17 protein-coding genes are annotated in these 14,868 nt (G+C 72.8%); 10 read left to right on the top strand and 7 right to left on the bottom strand.

Annotated elements, in window-relative coordinates; translation table 11 throughout:
- Positions 1-107: 107 nt before the first annotated feature.
- Entirely contained in the window at positions 108-767 is a 660-nt protein-coding gene (locus tag ACLJQF_RS45570) for a hypothetical protein (protein ID WP_410616641.1), read from the bottom strand.
- Between ACLJQF_RS45570 and ACLJQF_RS45565 the strand changes: the two genes are divergently transcribed.
- On the top strand, positions 725-1,519 hold the full coding sequence (locus ACLJQF_RS45565; protein ID WP_410616640.1) for an HAD family hydrolase: 795 nt from the start codon (positions 725-727) through the stop codon (positions 1,517-1,519). The two genes, ACLJQF_RS45570 and ACLJQF_RS45565, sit on opposite strands and share 43 nt — an antisense overlap.
- On the opposite strand, the gene ACLJQF_RS45560 is transcribed toward ACLJQF_RS45565, so the two are convergent.
- Together ACLJQF_RS45560 and ACLJQF_RS45555 are read right to left on the bottom strand one after the other, a co-directional pair.
- On the bottom strand, positions 1,512-2,129 hold the full coding sequence (locus ACLJQF_RS45560) for a class I SAM-dependent methyltransferase (protein ID WP_410616639.1): 618 nt from the start codon (positions 2,127-2,129) through the stop codon (positions 1,512-1,514). The two genes, ACLJQF_RS45565 and ACLJQF_RS45560, sit on opposite strands and share 8 nt — an antisense overlap.
- A 27-nt stretch (positions 2,130-2,156) precedes the next feature.
- Positions 2,157-2,630: a carboxymuconolactone decarboxylase family protein gene (locus tag ACLJQF_RS45555; protein WP_410616638.1), complete on the bottom strand. Its 474-nt coding sequence runs from the start codon at positions 2,628-2,630 to the stop codon at positions 2,157-2,159.
- Between the two features lie 157 nt (positions 2,631-2,787).
- On the opposite strand from ACLJQF_RS45555, the gene ACLJQF_RS45550 reads away from it, so the two are divergent.
- On the top strand, positions 2,788-3,666 hold the full coding sequence (locus ACLJQF_RS45550; RefSeq protein ID WP_410616637.1) for an RNA polymerase sigma-70 factor: 879 nt from the start codon (positions 2,788-2,790) through the stop codon (positions 3,664-3,666).
- A 1-nt stretch (position 3,667) separates the two neighbouring features.
- On the opposite strand, the gene ACLJQF_RS45545 is transcribed toward ACLJQF_RS45550, so the two are convergent.
- A complete protein-coding gene (locus ACLJQF_RS45545) occupies positions 3,668-4,372 on the bottom strand; it encodes an alpha/beta fold hydrolase (RefSeq protein WP_410616636.1) in 705 nt (234 codons plus the stop codon).
- 122 nt (positions 4,373-4,494) lie between these two features.
- Between ACLJQF_RS45545 and ACLJQF_RS45540 the strand changes: the two genes are divergently transcribed.
- Positions 4,495-5,052 carry a TetR/AcrR family transcriptional regulator gene (locus ACLJQF_RS45540; RefSeq protein WP_410616635.1) on the top strand — a complete coding sequence of 186 codons (558 nt, stop codon included), beginning with the start codon at positions 4,495-4,497 and terminating at the stop codon, positions 5,050-5,052.
- A 203-nt stretch (positions 5,053-5,255) separates the two neighbouring features.
- Positions 5,256-7,259, top strand: coding sequence for a DNA ligase D (ligD, locus tag ACLJQF_RS45535; protein ID WP_410616633.1), 2,004 nt, complete (start codon positions 5,256-5,258; stop codon positions 7,257-7,259).
- 3 nt (positions 7,260-7,262) lie between these two features.
- On the opposite strand, the gene ACLJQF_RS45530 is transcribed toward ligD, so the two are convergent.
- On the bottom strand, positions 7,263-7,424 hold the full coding sequence (locus tag ACLJQF_RS45530) for a hypothetical protein (protein ID WP_410616632.1): 162 nt from the start codon (positions 7,422-7,424) through the stop codon (positions 7,263-7,265).
- 152 nt (positions 7,425-7,576) lie between these two features.
- Here ACLJQF_RS45530 and ACLJQF_RS45525 point away from each other — a divergent pair, with 152 nt between their 5' ends.
- Positions 7,577-8,407, top strand: a complete 831-nt coding sequence (locus tag ACLJQF_RS45525) for a polysaccharide deacetylase family protein (protein ID WP_410616630.1) — start codon at positions 7,577-7,579, stop codon at positions 8,405-8,407.
- On the opposite strand, the gene ACLJQF_RS45520 is transcribed toward ACLJQF_RS45525, so the two are convergent.
- The gene (locus ACLJQF_RS45520; protein WP_410616628.1) at positions 8,401-8,658 is read right to left on the bottom strand and encodes a hypothetical protein; all 258 of its coding nucleotides are present in this window, start codon (positions 8,656-8,658) and stop codon (positions 8,401-8,403) included. The two genes, ACLJQF_RS45525 and ACLJQF_RS45520, sit on opposite strands and share 7 nt — an antisense overlap.
- Positions 8,659-8,876: 218 nt before the next feature.
- On the opposite strand from ACLJQF_RS45520, the gene ACLJQF_RS45515 reads away from it, so the two are divergent.
- The gene (locus tag ACLJQF_RS45515; RefSeq protein WP_410616626.1) at positions 8,877-9,674 is read left to right on the top strand and encodes a DUF3152 domain-containing protein; all 798 of its coding nucleotides are present in this window, start codon (positions 8,877-8,879) and stop codon (positions 9,672-9,674) included.
- Here ACLJQF_RS45515 and ACLJQF_RS45510 read toward each other — a convergent pair.
- On the bottom strand, positions 9,643-10,524 hold the full coding sequence (locus ACLJQF_RS45510) for a LysR family transcriptional regulator (protein ID WP_410616625.1): 882 nt from the start codon (positions 10,522-10,524) through the stop codon (positions 9,643-9,645). The two genes, ACLJQF_RS45515 and ACLJQF_RS45510, sit on opposite strands and share 32 nt — an antisense overlap.
- A gap of 91 nt (positions 10,525-10,615) precedes the next feature.
- On the opposite strand from ACLJQF_RS45510, the gene ACLJQF_RS45505 reads away from it, so the two are divergent.
- The 4 genes from ACLJQF_RS45505 to ACLJQF_RS45490 all read left to right on the top strand — a co-directional run bounded on the left by ACLJQF_RS45505 (position 10,616) and on the right by ACLJQF_RS45490 (position 14,733).
- Positions 10,616-11,002 (top strand): hypothetical protein, encoded by a 387-nt coding sequence (locus ACLJQF_RS45505; protein ID WP_410616623.1) that lies wholly within the window; start codon positions 10,616-10,618, stop codon positions 11,000-11,002.
- A complete protein-coding gene (locus ACLJQF_RS45500; protein ID WP_410616622.1) occupies positions 10,995-12,539 on the top strand; it encodes a multicopper oxidase family protein in 1,545 nt (514 codons plus the stop codon). The genes ACLJQF_RS45505 and ACLJQF_RS45500 overlap by 8 nt, the downstream gene beginning before the upstream one ends.
- Before the next feature lie 225 nt (positions 12,540-12,764).
- Complete coding sequence (locus ACLJQF_RS45495; RefSeq protein ID WP_410616621.1) at positions 12,765-13,616, top strand: geranyl diphosphate 2-C-methyltransferase; 852 nt, start codon at positions 12,765-12,767, stop codon at positions 13,614-13,616.
- A gap of 10 nt (positions 13,617-13,626) precedes the next feature.
- Positions 13,627-14,733, top strand: coding sequence for a family 2 encapsulin nanocompartment cargo protein terpene cyclase (locus tag ACLJQF_RS45490; protein ID WP_410616619.1), 1,107 nt, complete (start codon positions 13,627-13,629; stop codon positions 14,731-14,733).
- Positions 14,734-14,868 lie beyond the last annotated feature (135 nt).

Below are 14,868 nucleotides of genomic sequence, written 5' to 3'. Positions count from 1 at the left end.
CGGAGGTCCTGAATGACTCATTCAAGACGTTGGCTGAGCTGCGCTGCCGGGTGAGCGAGCCACCGCGACTTTGCCGGGGCCCTGCCGGGGAGGCCATGAGGGTGCCCTCATGGCTTTGCCGCAACCCGTACCCGCCCGGCCCGGCTCCCCGCGTAGGCCCGCTCCCGCAGGCGCACCAGCCAGTCCGGCGCGAACTCCAGCCCGGGCGGGCGGTTCAGCATCGGATCGAACGCCGGTGCGTCCCCGCCGGTTCCGGTCAGCGTGAGCAGGGCGCTGTCGCACCAGCGCCCGTCTTCGCGGCCGGTCCGGATCACGAATTCCCACTTCCCTGCCGCGCGGGCCGCGTCGAGTGACGCTTCGATCCGCGGTGCCGAGGCGGCCGCCCACGCCCCCAGCCAGACGAGCCGGTCGGCCCGGCGGTACGGCGCGAGACTGCTGTAGGCACCGCGCGTCCAGGCGGCCGCCGGGCGGGGCAGCATCCGCCCGAGGTGGCCGCTGCCCGCCGTCGTCAGCAGGATGTCCCACGGCCCGCCGTCGCGGCCCGCACCGGGGATCCGCACCGCCAGGCCGAGCGCGTCCGGCAGCCGCCCGGGCGTGCCGGCGCCCTTGGACAGCCGCGCGACGACGGGAACCGGCGCGGCTGGCCAGGGCAGGTCGTCCGCGATCGCCCGGAGTTCACCGCGCAGGACGACGCCGACGGGGTGGAAGGCCGGGGCGCGCCGCAGTGCCGCCAGCCCGCGGAAGCCCGCCGAGACGAAGCCGGTCATGTGTACGTCCTTCCGGGACGGGGTATTCGGAGCACCCCCTCCCGATACCCGCGCGGAACACGGGGAAACCGCACCGACCCGAGGAGCCTGCCATCGCCACCGCGGTCCTGTTCGACGTCGACGGCACGCTCGTCGACTCCAACTACCTCCACGTCCACGCCTGGCGCCGGGCGTTCCACGCGCTGGACCGGGACGTCGACTCCTGGCGCGTGCACCGCGCGATCGGCAAGGGGTCCGGCAAGCTGCTGAGCACCCTGCTGGGCGACGACGACGCCGGCCGCATCGGCGACCGGGCCAAGGACCTGCACAGCCGCTTCTACCTGGAGGCGGCCGACCTGCTGCGGCCGTTCGACCGCGCCACCGAGCTCGTCCGTGAGCTGGCCGGGCGCGGGGTGCGCGTGGTGCTGGCCACGTCGGCGGGTCCGGACGAGCTCGAGGCCCTGCGCAAGGTCCTCGATGTCGACGACGTGGTGGCCGGCATCGTCTCCGGTGCCGACGTCGAAGCGACCAAGCCCGACCCGGAGCCGGTGTTCGCCGCGCTCGACAAGGCCGGAGCCTCGCCGGAGGAGACGGTCTTCGTCGGCGACGCGGTCTGGGACGTCCACGCCGCCACCAAGGCCGGCGTGCGCACGGTCTCGGTGCTCTCCGGTGGCGTCGGCGCGGCGGAGCTGACCGAGGCCGGCGCCGTCGCGATCTACGACGACGCCGCGGCACTGCTGGCCGGGCTGGAGGAGAGCGTCCTGCTCAGCTGACCTTGCGGGCGACCAGCCGTTCCACCACCCCGAGCTTGAAGCGCTCCCGCTGCTCCACCGGCAGTCCGAGTGCCTCGACGAGCTTCCGCGGCCGCCGCCGGAAGTGCTCGCCGGCCAGGGGAACGCTCGCCAGCTCGACCAGCCACTGCAGACCCCGCACGATCCGCGACGACGACGCCACGTGGTCGACCAGGATCAGCCGCCCGCCCGGGCGCAGCACCCGCACCATCTCCCCGACCGCGGCCGCGGGATCGGGGATGGCGCAGAGCCCGAACGTGCACAGCACAGTGTCGAACGAGGCCTCGGCGAACGGCAGCCGGTGGGCGTCGCCCTCGCGCAGGGTCACCGGGCGGCCGAGCCCGCGGGCGCGGTCACGGGCGATGGCGAGCATCCCCTCGCTGAGGTCGAGACCGGTGAGCGTCACCTCCGCGGGGTAGTGCGGGAAGTTGAGCCCGGTCCCGGCGGCGACCTCCAGCACCTCGCCCGTGGCCCGGCCGCACGCCCACTCCCGCGAGTCGCCGAAGAGCCGGCGGTCCCAGACGCCCATCTCCGCGTCGTACTTCGGGGACTTGCGGTCCCAGTACCGACGCCACCGCTCCGCCTTCGTCATGCCCCCCAGCGAAGCACAAACCGGCCGTCAGCCGAACATGCCCGGCTCGTACGCGCCGCCCTTGTGGTGGACGATCACCGCGAGCCGGTTGGCCGAGTTCATCTGCGCGACCAGGGCGATCAGGGCGGCGATCCGGTCGTCGTCGTAGTGCTTGCGGACCCGGGCCCAGGTGTCGTCGGAAACGCCGGGGGCGGCGTCGGCGATCCGGGTGCCCTCCTCGGCCAGCGCGAGGGCCGCCTGCTCGGCTTCGGTGAACACGGTGGCCTCGCGCCAGGCCGCGACCAGGTTGATCCGCACGCCCGCCTCCCCGGCGGCCGCCAGTTCCTTGGTGTGGACGTCGACGCACCAGCCGCAGCCGTTGATCTGGCTGACGCGCAGCGACACCAGCTCCTGCGTGACCTTTTCCAGCGGTGACTGGATGATCGCCAGGCTCGCGGTGCCGAACCGCTTGGCGAACTTGGCGCCGATTTCGTTGTCGGTCAAGGTGAAACGGGGTTCCATGGCTTCGTCCTCGCTCGTGGTGTGCCTGCGAACGACCACGAGATGCCGGCGGCCCCGCGCCCCGTGACACCCTGGGCAGGTGACGACGATCACTGTCACACCGCGACGGCGGCCGGCATCCGGTGGGCAAACCCGCGAACGAAGGAGGAGCCACCCCATGGCCGACCCCGCCACCGAGGCTTTCGTCGCCTGCCGCAACCTGCTGTTCACCGTCGCCTACCAGCTGCTCGGCTCGGCCGCCGACGCCGAGGACGTCCTGCAGGAGACGTGGCTGCGGTGGGCCGGCGTCGATCTCGCCGTGGTGCGCGACCAGCGTGCGTACCTGGTCCGGATCACCACCCGCCAGGCCCTGATGCGGTTGCGGGCGCTCGGCAGGCGCAAGGAGTCCTACATCGGCCCGTGGCTGCCCGAGCCGCTGCTGACCACGCCCGACGTCGCCGAGGACGTCGAGCTGGCCGACAGCGTGTCGATGGCGATGCTGCTGGTGCTGGAGACACTCGGGCCGGCCGAGCGGGCGGTGTTCGTGCTGCGCGAGGTGTTCGACCTGGGCTACGACGAGATCGCCGAGGCCGTCGGCAAGAGCCCGGCCGCCGTGCGGCAGATCGCGCACCGGGCCCGCTCCCACGTCGCCGCCCGCCGGCCCCGCGGTGCCGTCTCGGCGGCGGCGACCCGGGACGCCCTCGAAGCGTTCCGGCGCGCCGGCGAAACGGGCGACCTGCAGGGCCTGCTCGACGTCCTGGCCCCGGACGTCGTGTTCCTCGGCGACGGCGGCGGGATCGTCCAGGCCACGCTGTCGCCCGTCACCGGGGCCGCGGACGTCGCCCGCCTGCTGGCCGCCGGCCTGGGCAACCTCGCCGTGGGCACGCTCGAGGCGGCCCAGGTCAACGGCTACCCGGCGCTGATCCTCCGCCGCGGCGGCGAAGCCGACACGGTCCTCGCGGCCCGCATCGACGACGGCCTCGTGACGGGGATCTACGCCGTGCGCAACCCGGAGAAGCTGTCCCGCCTCGACGAGGCGACGACGCTGTGCCGCTGACTCACTCGACGTGCGCCGCCGCGGCCACGATGACCTCGGCGACGACCTCGGGCTGGGACACCGCGACCGCGTGCGAGGCGTCGATCCGGCGGACCGTCGACGACGCGCGCTCGGCCATGAACTCCTGCGCCGCGGCCGGGATCGCGTTGTCCTGGTTCGCGACCAGCGTCCACGACGGCAGCTTCGACCACGCCGCGGTGCCCTCGAACGGCGCGGCCAGCGCCTGCTGCGTGACCGGCCGCTGGGTCACGGCCATGATCGCGGCGGTGGCCGCGGGGACGTCGGCGGCGAAGACCTCGGCGAAGTCCCCGGGCTTGATCGACAGCTCGGGCTCCCCGTCGTGCACCAGGACGTTCGTGGTCTCCGGGCCGAGCTTCGCACCCGGGTAGCGACCGGACAGCTCGAACACGCTCTCGCCCGCGTCGGGCTGGAACGCGGCGATGTAGACCAGGGCGCGGACGTTCGGCGTCTCGGTGGCGGCGCGGGTGAGCACGGCGCCACCGTAGGAGTGACCGGCCAGGACCACCGGGCCGGGCACGCTGTCGACGACGTCCTTCACGTAGGCCGCGTCGGACTCGATACCGCGCAGCGGGTTCGCCACCGCCAGGACCGGATAGCCCTGCTCCCGCAGCTTCGCGACGACCCCGGTCCAGCTGGACGAGTCGGCGAACGCGCCGTGGACCAGGACGATGGTGGGCTTGCTCATGGCTGGCTCCTTTAGGGAGAACGATCGGTCTTTCTGCTAGCTACTCTGGCCCCGCCGCACCGTGGTGGCAATGTGACGAAGCCAATCTGGCAGAACGATCGGTCTTTCTCTATGGTGTCGGGATGACGACCGTCGAGCCGCACCCGAAGGACCGGCTGCTCGCGACCGCCGCCCGGCTCTTCTACGCCGAAGGCATCCACGCCGTCGGGGTGGAGCGCCTGGTCTCCGAGGCGGCAGTGACCCGGGCGACCTTCTACCGCCACTACCCCACGAAGGACGACCTGGTCGCGGCCTACCTCGCCGAGACCAGCCGTCAGATCCGCGCGGCCGTCGACGCGGCGCGGGCGGGCAAGCCACCGCGCGAAGGGCTGGCCGAAACCATGGCGGTGGTCGGCGACGCGACGTGCGGGGACGACTTCCGCGGCTGCCAGTTCCTCAACGCCGCCGCCGAGTACCCCGATCCGGACAACCGGGTCCGCCGGGTCATCGACGACCACCGGCAGTGGTTCTTCGGTGTCTTGCGCGAACAGGCGGCGGACCTCGGTCACCCGGAACCGGACCACGCGGCGCGCGTGCTCGTCCTGCTGCGCGACGGCGCCCTGCACGGCGGCGAACTCGACGACGCCGGGAAGGTGCGCGCGACCCTGCGCCGGGCCGTCGACGACTTCCTGCCCGCGTGAGTACCGCACCGAACAGGCGTTCACGCCGTCTGTCACCTGCACAAATCCAGCTAACCTAGGCCGAACGGGTTACTGTGTCGATCGGCACTGATCCGGCCACAGCCACGGCCGAATGACTTCGTAGCAACGGTTACGTGCCGCGGAGGGGCGGCCTGCTTTTGGCCGAATCAGCACCTTGGGCGCAGAAGGTGACGGAGGTCGACATGGCGGCAGACGAGGGGGCGCACGTCCCGGCCTGGCTGGAGCCGATGCTCGCCAAGGCCGACGGCGGCCGGCTGCGCAGCGGCCCGGAGTGGGCCTACGAGTACAAACTGGACGGCTACCGGGCGGCCATGCGGATCGCCCCGGACGGCACGACCGTGCTCACCAGCCGCAACAACATCGACTTCACCGCGGAATTCGCCGACCTCGCCGGCGTGCTCACCCCCGCGCTGGACGGCCGCGCCGCCTACCTCGACGGCGAGGTCGTCGTCTACGGCGAAGACGGCCGCATCGACTTCGAGCGGATGCAGGAGCGCCGCGGCCGCTACGTCCGGCACCAGAGCGGGCCGAAGGGGCTGGAGTTCCAGGACGTCCCGGTCCGGTTCCTGGCGTTCGACCTGCTCCGGCTCGGAGACCGGAGCCTGCTGTCGACGCCGTACGACGAGCGCCGCAGCCTGCTCGACGAGCTGCCGATGCCCGATCCGTACCGCGTTTCGGTGGTCCGCGCGGTCACCTTCGACGAGCTCGCCGCCGACCGCCGCACGCCCGCCGACTTCCTCGCCCACGCCGCGTCCGCCGGGTACGAAGGGGTCGTCGCGAAACTGCGGTCATCGGCTTACTTCCCCGGGCAGCGGCCGGATTCGTGGCTCAAGCACCCGCTGGTCCGGACGCAGGAGGTGATCGTCTGCGGCTGGCGGCCCGGCCAGCACAGCTTCACCGGGACCCTCGGCGGGCTGCTGCTCGGCGCGCACGACCCCGCCACCGGCGACCTGGTCTACATCGGCGACGTCGGCACCGGGTTCAGCCAGGCCTCCCGCGCCGACCTGCGGGCGCAGCTGGAGGCCATGGAGCGGCGCACCCACCCCTTCGCCACCACGCCGCCGCGGGAGGACACCGCCCGCGCCCGCTGGGTCGAGCCGCGCCTGGTGGGCGAGATCGTCTACCGCCAGTTCACCCGCGGGGGCCGCGTCCGCCACACCGCCTGGCGAGGCCTGCGCCACGACAAGGACCCGGCCGAAGTCCTGGCGCCGCGCGCGGTCCCGCACGACCCCGCCGCGGTTGCCCCGCCCCCACCTTCTTCGCCGCCGGCCGCGCCGTCGCCTTCGCCCGAGCCGGCGGGGCAGCGGCTCACCGTCCAGGCCGGCAACCGGCGGCTCACCCTGTCCAATCTGGACAAGGTGCTGTACCCGGCGGACGGGTTCACCAAGGGCGAGGTGATCAACTACTACTCCCGCGTCGCGGCGGTGCTGCTGCCGCACATCGCCGGCCGCCCGGTCACGTTCATCCGCTACCCCAACGGCGTCGACGGCCAGAAGTGGTTCGAGAAGAACGTCCCGAAGGGCGCCCCGGACTGGCTGCGCACGGTGCGCCTGGCCGGCACGGGCGGCACCATCGACTACCCGTTGCTGGACGACCTCCCGGGCCTGGTGTGGGCCGCGAACATGGCGGCGCTCGAGCTGCACGTTCCGCAGTGGACGGTGGAGTCGGGCACCCGGCAGCCCCCGGACCGGCTGGTCTTCGACCTCGACCCGGGTCCGGGCACGACGATCGTCGACTGCTGCCGGGTGGCGGAGCGCCTCCACGACGTCCTGGCGGCCGACGGGCTCACCGCGTACGCGAAGACGTCGGGCTCCAAGGGAATGCAGCTCTACTGCGGGATCCGCACGGACGACCCGGCGGCTCCGTCGGCGTACGCGAAGCGGCTCGCCCAGCGCCTGGCGAAGGAGACACCGGAGTCGGTGACGGCGGTGATGGCGAAGGCCCAGCGCACCGGCCGGGTGTTCATCGACTGGAGCCAGAACAACCCGGCGAAGACCACGGTGGCCCCGTATTCCCTGCGCGGCCGCGACCACCCGACGGCGTCGACCCCGGTGACGTGGGACGAGGTCCGCGCCTGCCGCCACGTCACGCAGCTGACGTTCACCGGGGACGAGGTGCTGGACCGCATCGAAGAGCACGGGGACCTGCTCGCCGGGGTGGCCAAGGACAGCGCGCCACTGGGGTGACGGTCAGCTGCGCCGCAGGAGCCGGTTGACCCTGCCGAGCAGACCGTGCCCGACGACCTTTCGCTCCGGTGGCGGCGAAACGGCCTCGGGCGGCGACTCGGGTTCCGGCTCGCGCGCCTGCGGCTCGACGTCAGGGAACGGCTCGGTCTCCGGTTCCGGACGCACCTGCGGAACTTCGGCCGTGTCCGACGGTGGTTCGACAACCTCGGCCGGTCGAAGAGCGTGCCGCGGCTGAATTCGTGCCCCGAAGGAAGTCCGTCGCTGCGAGCCCGGAACCTCCGCCGGCTGCGACGGTCCCTGCCGACGAGCTCGGCCGGGTGCCGGTCCTGATGTACCACCGCATCGTCGCGCAGCCGAAGTCGGTCTACGAGCGCACGCCCGCCGACTTCACGGCGGAGCTCGAGCGGCTCGCGGCCGAGGACTACGTCCCGATCACGACGGCGGAACTGGTGTCCCGCCGGCTCGACCTCCCGGCCGGCGCGCACCCGGTGGTCCTGACGTTCGACGACGGCGACCCCACGGCGTTCCGCCTGACGCCCCAGGGCCGGCCGGAACCGGGAACGGCGATCCGGATCCTCCTCGACGTCGCCGCGGCACACCCGCGGTTCCGCCCGGTGGCGAGCTTGTACGTCAACGAGCACCCGTTCGGCGGCGACCCCGACGGGCGCGCGCTGCGCTGGCTGGCCGACCACGGCTTCGAGATCGGCAACCACACGCGCCGGCACACGAACCTGCGCAAGGCAACGGAAAGCGAAGCCACGGCGGCCATCGCCGAGGAGGACGCACTGATCCGCCAGGCGATCCCGGGCTACCAGCCGAAGACGCTTGCCCTGCCGTACGGAAGCCGGCCGCGCCGGGCGGGCCTGGCGATGCAGGGCCCGGGCTATTCCCACGGCGGCGCACTGCTGGTGGGGGCGGGCCCGGCACCGGCACCGTGTTCGGCCGGGTTCGAGCCCGCGTCGATCCCCCGCATCCGTTCGCAGTCGGCGGGTGCGGAGGCGGAGTACGGATCGGCCCACTGGCTCGACGAGCTGGGCGCGGCGTCCGGCCACCGCTACACGTCGGACGGCGACCCGTCGACGGTGTCGTACCCGCGGTCCGAGGGCGCGGTGGCGCCGGAGTGTGCGAGCGTGGTCCTTGCCTACTGAACAGCACCCGCGGGCCCGTGTGGATTGGCTGCCCCAGCCGCGACGCCGGCCGGCGGGGTCGCCTGGGGCAGCGGCGCCGAGGGTGCCGCACATCCCGGCGCCGGCGGCTCGAACGGCACCGGGGGCTCCCACCGCTCCGGCAGGTCCGGCCACACCGGCGGCACCAGCCGCACCGGCCGCACCAGCGGCTCCAGCGGCTCCAGCCGCCCCGGCGGCACCAGCAGCACCGACGGCCCGGCCCCACACCGCACCGGAGCCACGCACCTCGACCGAAGAACCGACTCCGGCCCAACCCGGACCAACCCACTCGTCCCGGCGACCCCGCACGATCTCCGTCGCCCCCGCGATCTCGGTCGGCCCACCGGCCCCCCGGGTTCCCCGCACCCCCACCGCCACCCCCGAGCCATCCGCCCCGCCCCCACCGGCCCCAGCCCGCGAACCCGCGCACGCCGACTGGTGGCCGCCGGCCGTGCTCGTGTTCGCCGTTGCGCTCGCCGTTGCCCTGCTCCTCATCCCGGAGGCCGCCCAGCCACGCCGCATCTCCGGTGTCGCGTCCGCCCCGCCCAGCACGAGAACCGCTGCCCCGAAGCCGGCCCCCGAACCCGCCCCCGAATCCGCCACCCTGCCCGAAGGAGTGCCGGTCACCGAAGCCGGCGACGGGACCTGGCGCGTCGTCCCCGGCCCGGGACACGACATCGGCACCGGCAAAGAACTCCTCTCCTACACCGTCGAAATCGAAAACGGTGTCGACGTCGCCTCCTTCGGGCACGACGTCGACACGATCCTCGCCGACCCGCGCGGCTGGACCGGGCTCGGCGCCGTCACCTTCCGCCGGCTCGACGGTCCCGCTGCCCGCCCCGACATCCGGATCAGCCTGACCAGCCCGGGTACCGCCCGGCGGCCGGACCTCTGCGGCTTCGGCATCCCCTTCGACTCCTCGTGCCGCCTCTCACGCGACCACCGGATCGTCGTCAACCTCGCCCGCTGGCTCCGCGGCGCGCACTCCTACGACGGCGACCTGCCCGGCTACCGCGCCTACGCCATCAACCACGAAATGGGCCACGCCCTCGGCCTCGGCCACGTCGGCTGCCCCGCCTCCGGTGCGCCGGCGCCGGTGATGATGCAGCAGACCTTCGGGCTCGCCAACACCTATCTCGCGAACCTCAACCGAGCCGAACCCGGTGCCGCCGCCGAAGTCCGTCCCGACGGTGCCGTCTGCCGCCCCAACCCCTGGGTCACGGCGGAGGGTCCCACTCCCACCCGGTGAGCGTGGTGCGCATCAGCCGGGCCGCGGCGGGCAGGCGGTCGCCCGCGGCCCAGAACAGGGTGATCGTGCGCCGGCAATCCGGGCTGTCCACCGGGATCCAGACGACCGGCACCTGCGCGGCGACGCGGCGGGCCATCGCCGGGTTGAGCCCGATGCCGAGCCCGGCGCTGATGAGTTCCTGGATGGCACCGGGTTCGTCGCCCTCGAAGACGATCTTCGGGCTCAGGTCCCGGGCGGCGAAGAGCCGGTCGAGCAGCCGCCGGTGCCAGTGGCCGGGCCGGGCCGTCACGAACGGCTCGCCGGCGAGGTCTTCGACGCCGACCGACGCGCGATCCGCCAGCCGGTGCCCGAGCGGCGTCGCCACCAGCACCGGCTCGTCGAGCAGCTGCACCCCGGCCAAGCCCTCCTCGGGAATCGGTTGCGACGCAACGCAAAGGTCGATCTCCCGGGCCCGCAAGGCCCGCGCCATCGCGTCGGCGGGCAGCTGGTGCAACTCGACCTCGACGTCCGGGTGAGCCCGCTTGAACGCGGCGAGGGGCCGGGTGAGGGTGAGGAAGGTTTCCGACGCCAGCCGCACGGTGCCGAAGCCCTCGCCCGTCGCGTCGGCGACCGCGCGGCGGCCCGCGTCGAGTTCGCCGAGGGCACGTTCGACATAGCCGCGGAAGAGGCGCCCGGCGTCGTTGAGCCGGAGCCGGCCGGCCCGGTCGAACAACGGCGTGCCGAGCTCGTTCTCCAGCCGCGCGATGGTGCGGCTCAGCGACGGCTGGGCGACGCGCAGCTCTTCGGCCGCGCGGCTGAGGTGCTCCAGCCGGGCCACCACGAGGAACTGCCGCAGTGTCCCCAGGTCCACGTCATGCCTCCCCCGTCATAACGGCATAGCGATATTGATCTTAGACACGATGTCCTCACGGTCATAGCTTCACGGTGTGGAAAGACTCAGCGTGGAAAGAACCGGGAAAACGAGCTGGGTGCTGTTGCGGGTCGTGGCGAGCGCGCACCTGGTGGCGATCGCCGGCCAGCCGGTGTTCGCCGGGGTGTACCTCAGCGGCGACTACGACGGCTTGCGCCTGCACGCGGCCGGGGCCGACGTCGTCACGTCCCTCGGCTACGTGCAGCTGATCGTCGCGATCGTGATCTGGGTCCGGCTGCGGCGGGCGTGGCCGTTCCTCGCCACGACGGCGGTGACGGCCGCGGAGACGGTCCAGTACTTCGCCGGGCTGGACGGGGCTTTGTGGCTGCACCTCCCCCTGGGCGTGCTGACCGTCGCGGGGCTCGTCGCGCTGGTCGTCGCGCTGTGGCGCCGCCCGCTGGAGGCCGTCGATGCGTGAGACGACCCGGCGCCAGGCGCTGCGCCTCGGCGGCGCCTTCGGCCTGCTGGCCGCCGCCGGGCTGTCCACGGCGGCCGCACTGTCGCGGCGTCCCGCGCTCACCGGCGCCGAACTCCGCAGCGCCGTGCCGCTGCCGCCGGCGTTCCAGGTGCCGCTGCCGCTGCCGCGGGTTCTGCAACCGGTGGGTCCCGGCCGCTACGAGATCACCCAGCGCGTCGCGGAAATCGAGATCCTGCCCGGGTTCCGGACGCCGATGTGGACCTACGGCGGCACGTTCCCGGGGCCGACGATCGAGTCGCGCCGCGGCGCACCGATCACCGTGACCCATCGCAACGAGCTGCCCGTGCCGACCGTGGTGCACCTGCACGGCGGACGGACACCGGCGGACTCCGACGGCTACCCGACCGATCTCGTGCTGCCCGCGGGCTGGACGGCGGACCACCACGCCATGCCCGACCCGCGGGCCGTGCGGACGCACCTCACCCGCAGCTACACCTTCCCACTCGACCAGCGGCCGACGCTGCTGTGGTACCACGACCACCGGATGGACTTCACGGCTCCGGCGCTCTGGCGTGGCCTCGCCGGCCTGCACATCGTGCGCGACGACGCCGAAGAAGCACTCGGCCTTCCCTCGGGGGCGAGGGAACTGCCCCTGCTGATCACCGACCGCGCGTTCGCCGCGGACGGCAGCCTCGACTACCCGTCGGTGGACGGCACGCTGCGGGACCGGCAGGGGGTGCGGGAGAGCTTCCTCGGCGGGGTGCTCGGCGACGTCATCCTGGTCAACGGCGCGCCGTGGCCGGTGCACGAGGTCGACGCGGCCCGATACCGGCTGCGGCTGCTCAACGCGTCGAACGCACGGCACTACGAACTCGAGGCGGTCGCCGACGACGGGCGGCGGCTCCCGCTCATCCAGGTCGGCGCCGACCAGGGGCTGCTCGCCGCACCGGTGACCCACACCGCGCTGCCGGTCGGGCCGGCCGAGCGCCACGACGTCGTCGTCGACTTCGCGGACGTCCCGATCGGCGGCCGCGTCCGGATCCTCAACCGGCTCGGGACCGGGCGCACCGCCGAAGTGCTGGCCTTCCGGGTCGCGCGCCGCGCCCGGGACGACAGCCGCGTTCCCGCGGTGCTTTCGACTGATCTGCCGTCGTGGGACCGGCCGGTCCGGATCCGCGACTTCTCGTTCCGCACCGGGCAACTGGACCACGGGCGCGGCTGGCTGATCGACGGACGGCCGTTCGACCCGGCCCGCACGGACGTCACCGTGCCCCTCGGCGACGTCGAGGTGTGGCGGCTCGTCGCCGACGTCCACCACCCGGTTCACCTGCACCTGGCCGGGTTCCGCGTGCTCTCCCGCGGCGGGCGGCCGCCACTGCCGCACGACGCCGGGCTGAAGGACACCGTTTCGCTGCGTCCGGGCGAAGCGGCGGAGATCATCACCCGCTTCGACGGTTACCGCGGCCGGTTCCTCTTCCACTGCCACAATGCCGAACACGAGGACATGGGCATGATGGCGAACCTCGAAATCACCTGACACGGGCTGTCGCACTTCGTCACCCGGTCGTGGTGGTACCGATCTCGAACGAGGGTCGGCGGCCCGGCCCCGGCCACCTGCGGCGCGGGCCCCACTGGGCCGGACGGGCACCGACCGCGGAACCGGGGTGAAGCGCCTTGTCCCTGTGAAACTCCCGCCACTAGCGTCTTGACCAAGGGAAACGATTCCCTTTGCCGGCAAGGAAACAACCGAGGAGTTCAATCGATGACCGCTCTCGAGAAGCCCGTGACCCGGACCGCGTACCAGCAGTCGGTCGCCGACTACTGGAACGCGGAGAAGGATCCGGTGAACCTCCGGCTGGGCGACGTCGACGGTCTCTACCACCACCACTACGGCCTCGGTGACTACGACCCGGCCGTGCTCGAAACCCCGGCCGCCACGCGCGACGAGGCGATCATCGCGGAGATGCACCGGCTCGAGACCGCGCAGGCGGACGTCCTGCTCGACCACCTGGGTCCGATCGCGCCGGAGGACCGGCTGCTCGACGCCGGCTGCGGCCGCGGCGGCACGAGCGTGATGGCCCACCTGCGGTTCGGCTGCCAGGTCGACGGCATCTCCATTTCGGAGCAGCAGGTCGGGTTCGCCAACGCGCACGTGCGGCAGCGCGGGATCGACGGCTCGGTGCGCTACCACCTGCGCAACATGCTCGGCACCGGGTTCGAATCCGGGGTGTTCCAGGGCATCTGGAACAACGAGAGCACGATGTACGTGGACCTGAACGACCTGTTCGCCGAACACGCGCGGCAGCTCAAGCCCGGCGGCCGGTACGTGACGATCACCGGGTGCTACAACGACGTCACGGGCGGCCGGTCGCGCGCGGTGAGCCAGATCGACCAGCACTACATCTGCAACATCCACGCCCGCGGCGACTACTTCAAGGCCCTGTCCGCCAACGGGTTCGTGCCGATCAACGTCGTCGACCTGACCGCGGCGACGATCCCCTACTGGGAGCTGCGGGAGAAGTCGTCGGTCGCCACCGGCGTCGAAAAGCCGTTCCTGACCGCCTACCGCGAGGGCAGTTTCCACTACCTGCTGATCGCCGCCGACCGCGTCTGAGGCGGGCGGGGTGACCGGGGAGAGCACCACTTGTCCACAATGGACCGTCGGCGGGCTGCCGGCGGCGCCGTTCGGCCTCGGGACGTCGGCCGCGCGGATCGCGACCCAGTTCGCACCGGCGCCCGGGCAGGACCCGGCGTACGCGTACCTGCCGTGGGGTGACGGCAGCGCGTCGCCGCTGTACTGCCCGGTCACGGGCCGGGTCGACGACGGCCTGGCCGCGGAGGTCGACCGGCGCCTGGTCGCCTGGGCGGCGGACTGCGGGTTCACCGGCAAGGGCCTCGAGCAGATCGCCGGGGCCGGGTTCGGCCGGCTGGCGATGCTCGCCCACGCCGACTGCGACGACCCGGACCGGCTGCTCGTCGCGGCGCAGCTCAACGCGGTCTGGTGGGCGGCCGACGACTACTACGCCGACGACAGCACGCTCGGCGCGGCGCCCACCGAGCTCCCGCCGCGGCTGGCGCTGGTCATGGCGGCCATGGACCCGGTCGCCCCGGCCGGGGCGTTCACGGCCCCGCTGGACGAGGCGTTGCGCAGCGACCCGATCCTCGTCGGGCTGCACTCGGCGATCGGCCACCTGGGCCGGCACGGTTCCCCGGTGCTCGTGCAGCGGGTCTGCTACGCGACGTTCTCGATGTTCGTCAGCTGGGACGCCTACGCGGCGTGGCGCCACACCGGGCGCTACCCACCCGCGTGGGAGTACCTGGCGGCCCGCCAGCACGACAGCTTCTACACGTCGATGACCCTCGTCGACGCCGTCGGCGGCTACGAGCTGGCCGCCCCGTTCTACTACGACCCCCGGGTGCGCGAGGCGATGATGCGGGCCGGAACGGCGTCAGTGCTGGTCAACGACCTGCACTCGGTGGCCAAGGACGCCGCCGACGAAAAGCCGGTCTGCAACATGGTGCTGCAGATCGCCGCCGACCGGGGCTGCCCGGTCGAGGAGGCGGTGGCGGCCACCGTCGAGCTGCACAACAAGATCGTCCACGAGTTCGAGGACGGCCACCGGGAGCTGCTGGCCGTGCCGTCGCCCGAGCTGCAGCGCTTCCTCGTGGGTGTCCGTTCCTGGATGGGCGGCGGCTTCTCCTGGCACGCCACCAATCCCCGCTACCAGTGATCGAGGTTTCGTTGTGACTGTCACCGACCCGGTGGAATCCGAGCAGGCACCGTCAAGCCTGGGACGAGCGGCGGCCCGCACCCTGGCCACCACCACCAAATCCGTCCCCCAGATGCAAGGCATCTCCTCCCGCTG

Source organism: Amycolatopsis sp. lyj-109, from assembly GCF_046548995.1.
In the GTDB taxonomy this organism is placed as follows: Bacteria; Actinomycetota; Actinomycetes; order Mycobacteriales; family Pseudonocardiaceae; genus Amycolatopsis.
Note: the sequence above shows the minus strand (reverse complement) of the source record. Positions and strands in the feature narration are given on the sequence as shown.

Bases quoted from the DNA above. Each gene is read 5' to 3' on its own strand.
- ligD (WP_410616633.1), top strand. From the start codon at position 5,256: ATGGCGGCAGACGAGGGGGCGCACGTCCCGGCCTGGCTGGAGCCGATG.
- ACLJQF_RS45560 (WP_410616639.1), bottom strand. From the start codon at position 2,129: ATGACGAAGGCGGAGCGGTGGCGTCGGTACTGGGACCGCAAGTCCCCG.
- ACLJQF_RS45540 (WP_410616635.1), top strand. From the start codon at position 4,495: ATGACGACCGTCGAGCCGCACCCGAAGGACCGGCTGCTCGCGACCGCC.
- ACLJQF_RS45495 (WP_410616621.1), top strand. From the start codon at position 12,765: ATGACCGCTCTCGAGAAGCCCGTGACCCGGACCGCGTACCAGCAGTCG.
- ACLJQF_RS45500 (WP_410616622.1), top strand. From the start codon at position 10,995: ATGCGTGAGACGACCCGGCGCCAGGCGCTGCGCCTCGGCGGCGCCTTC.
- ACLJQF_RS45550 (WP_410616637.1), top strand. From the start codon at position 2,788: ATGGCCGACCCCGCCACCGAGGCTTTCGTCGCCTGCCGCAACCTGCTG.
- ACLJQF_RS45570 (WP_410616641.1), bottom strand. From the start codon at position 767: ATGACCGGCTTCGTCTCGGCGGGCTTCCGCGGGCTGGCGGCACTGCGG.
- ACLJQF_RS45545 (WP_410616636.1), bottom strand. From the start codon at position 4,372: ATGAGCAAGCCCACCATCGTCCTGGTCCACGGCGCGTTCGCCGACTCG.
- ACLJQF_RS45555 (WP_410616638.1), bottom strand. From the start codon at position 2,630: ATGGAACCCCGTTTCACCTTGACCGACAACGAAATCGGCGCCAAGTTC.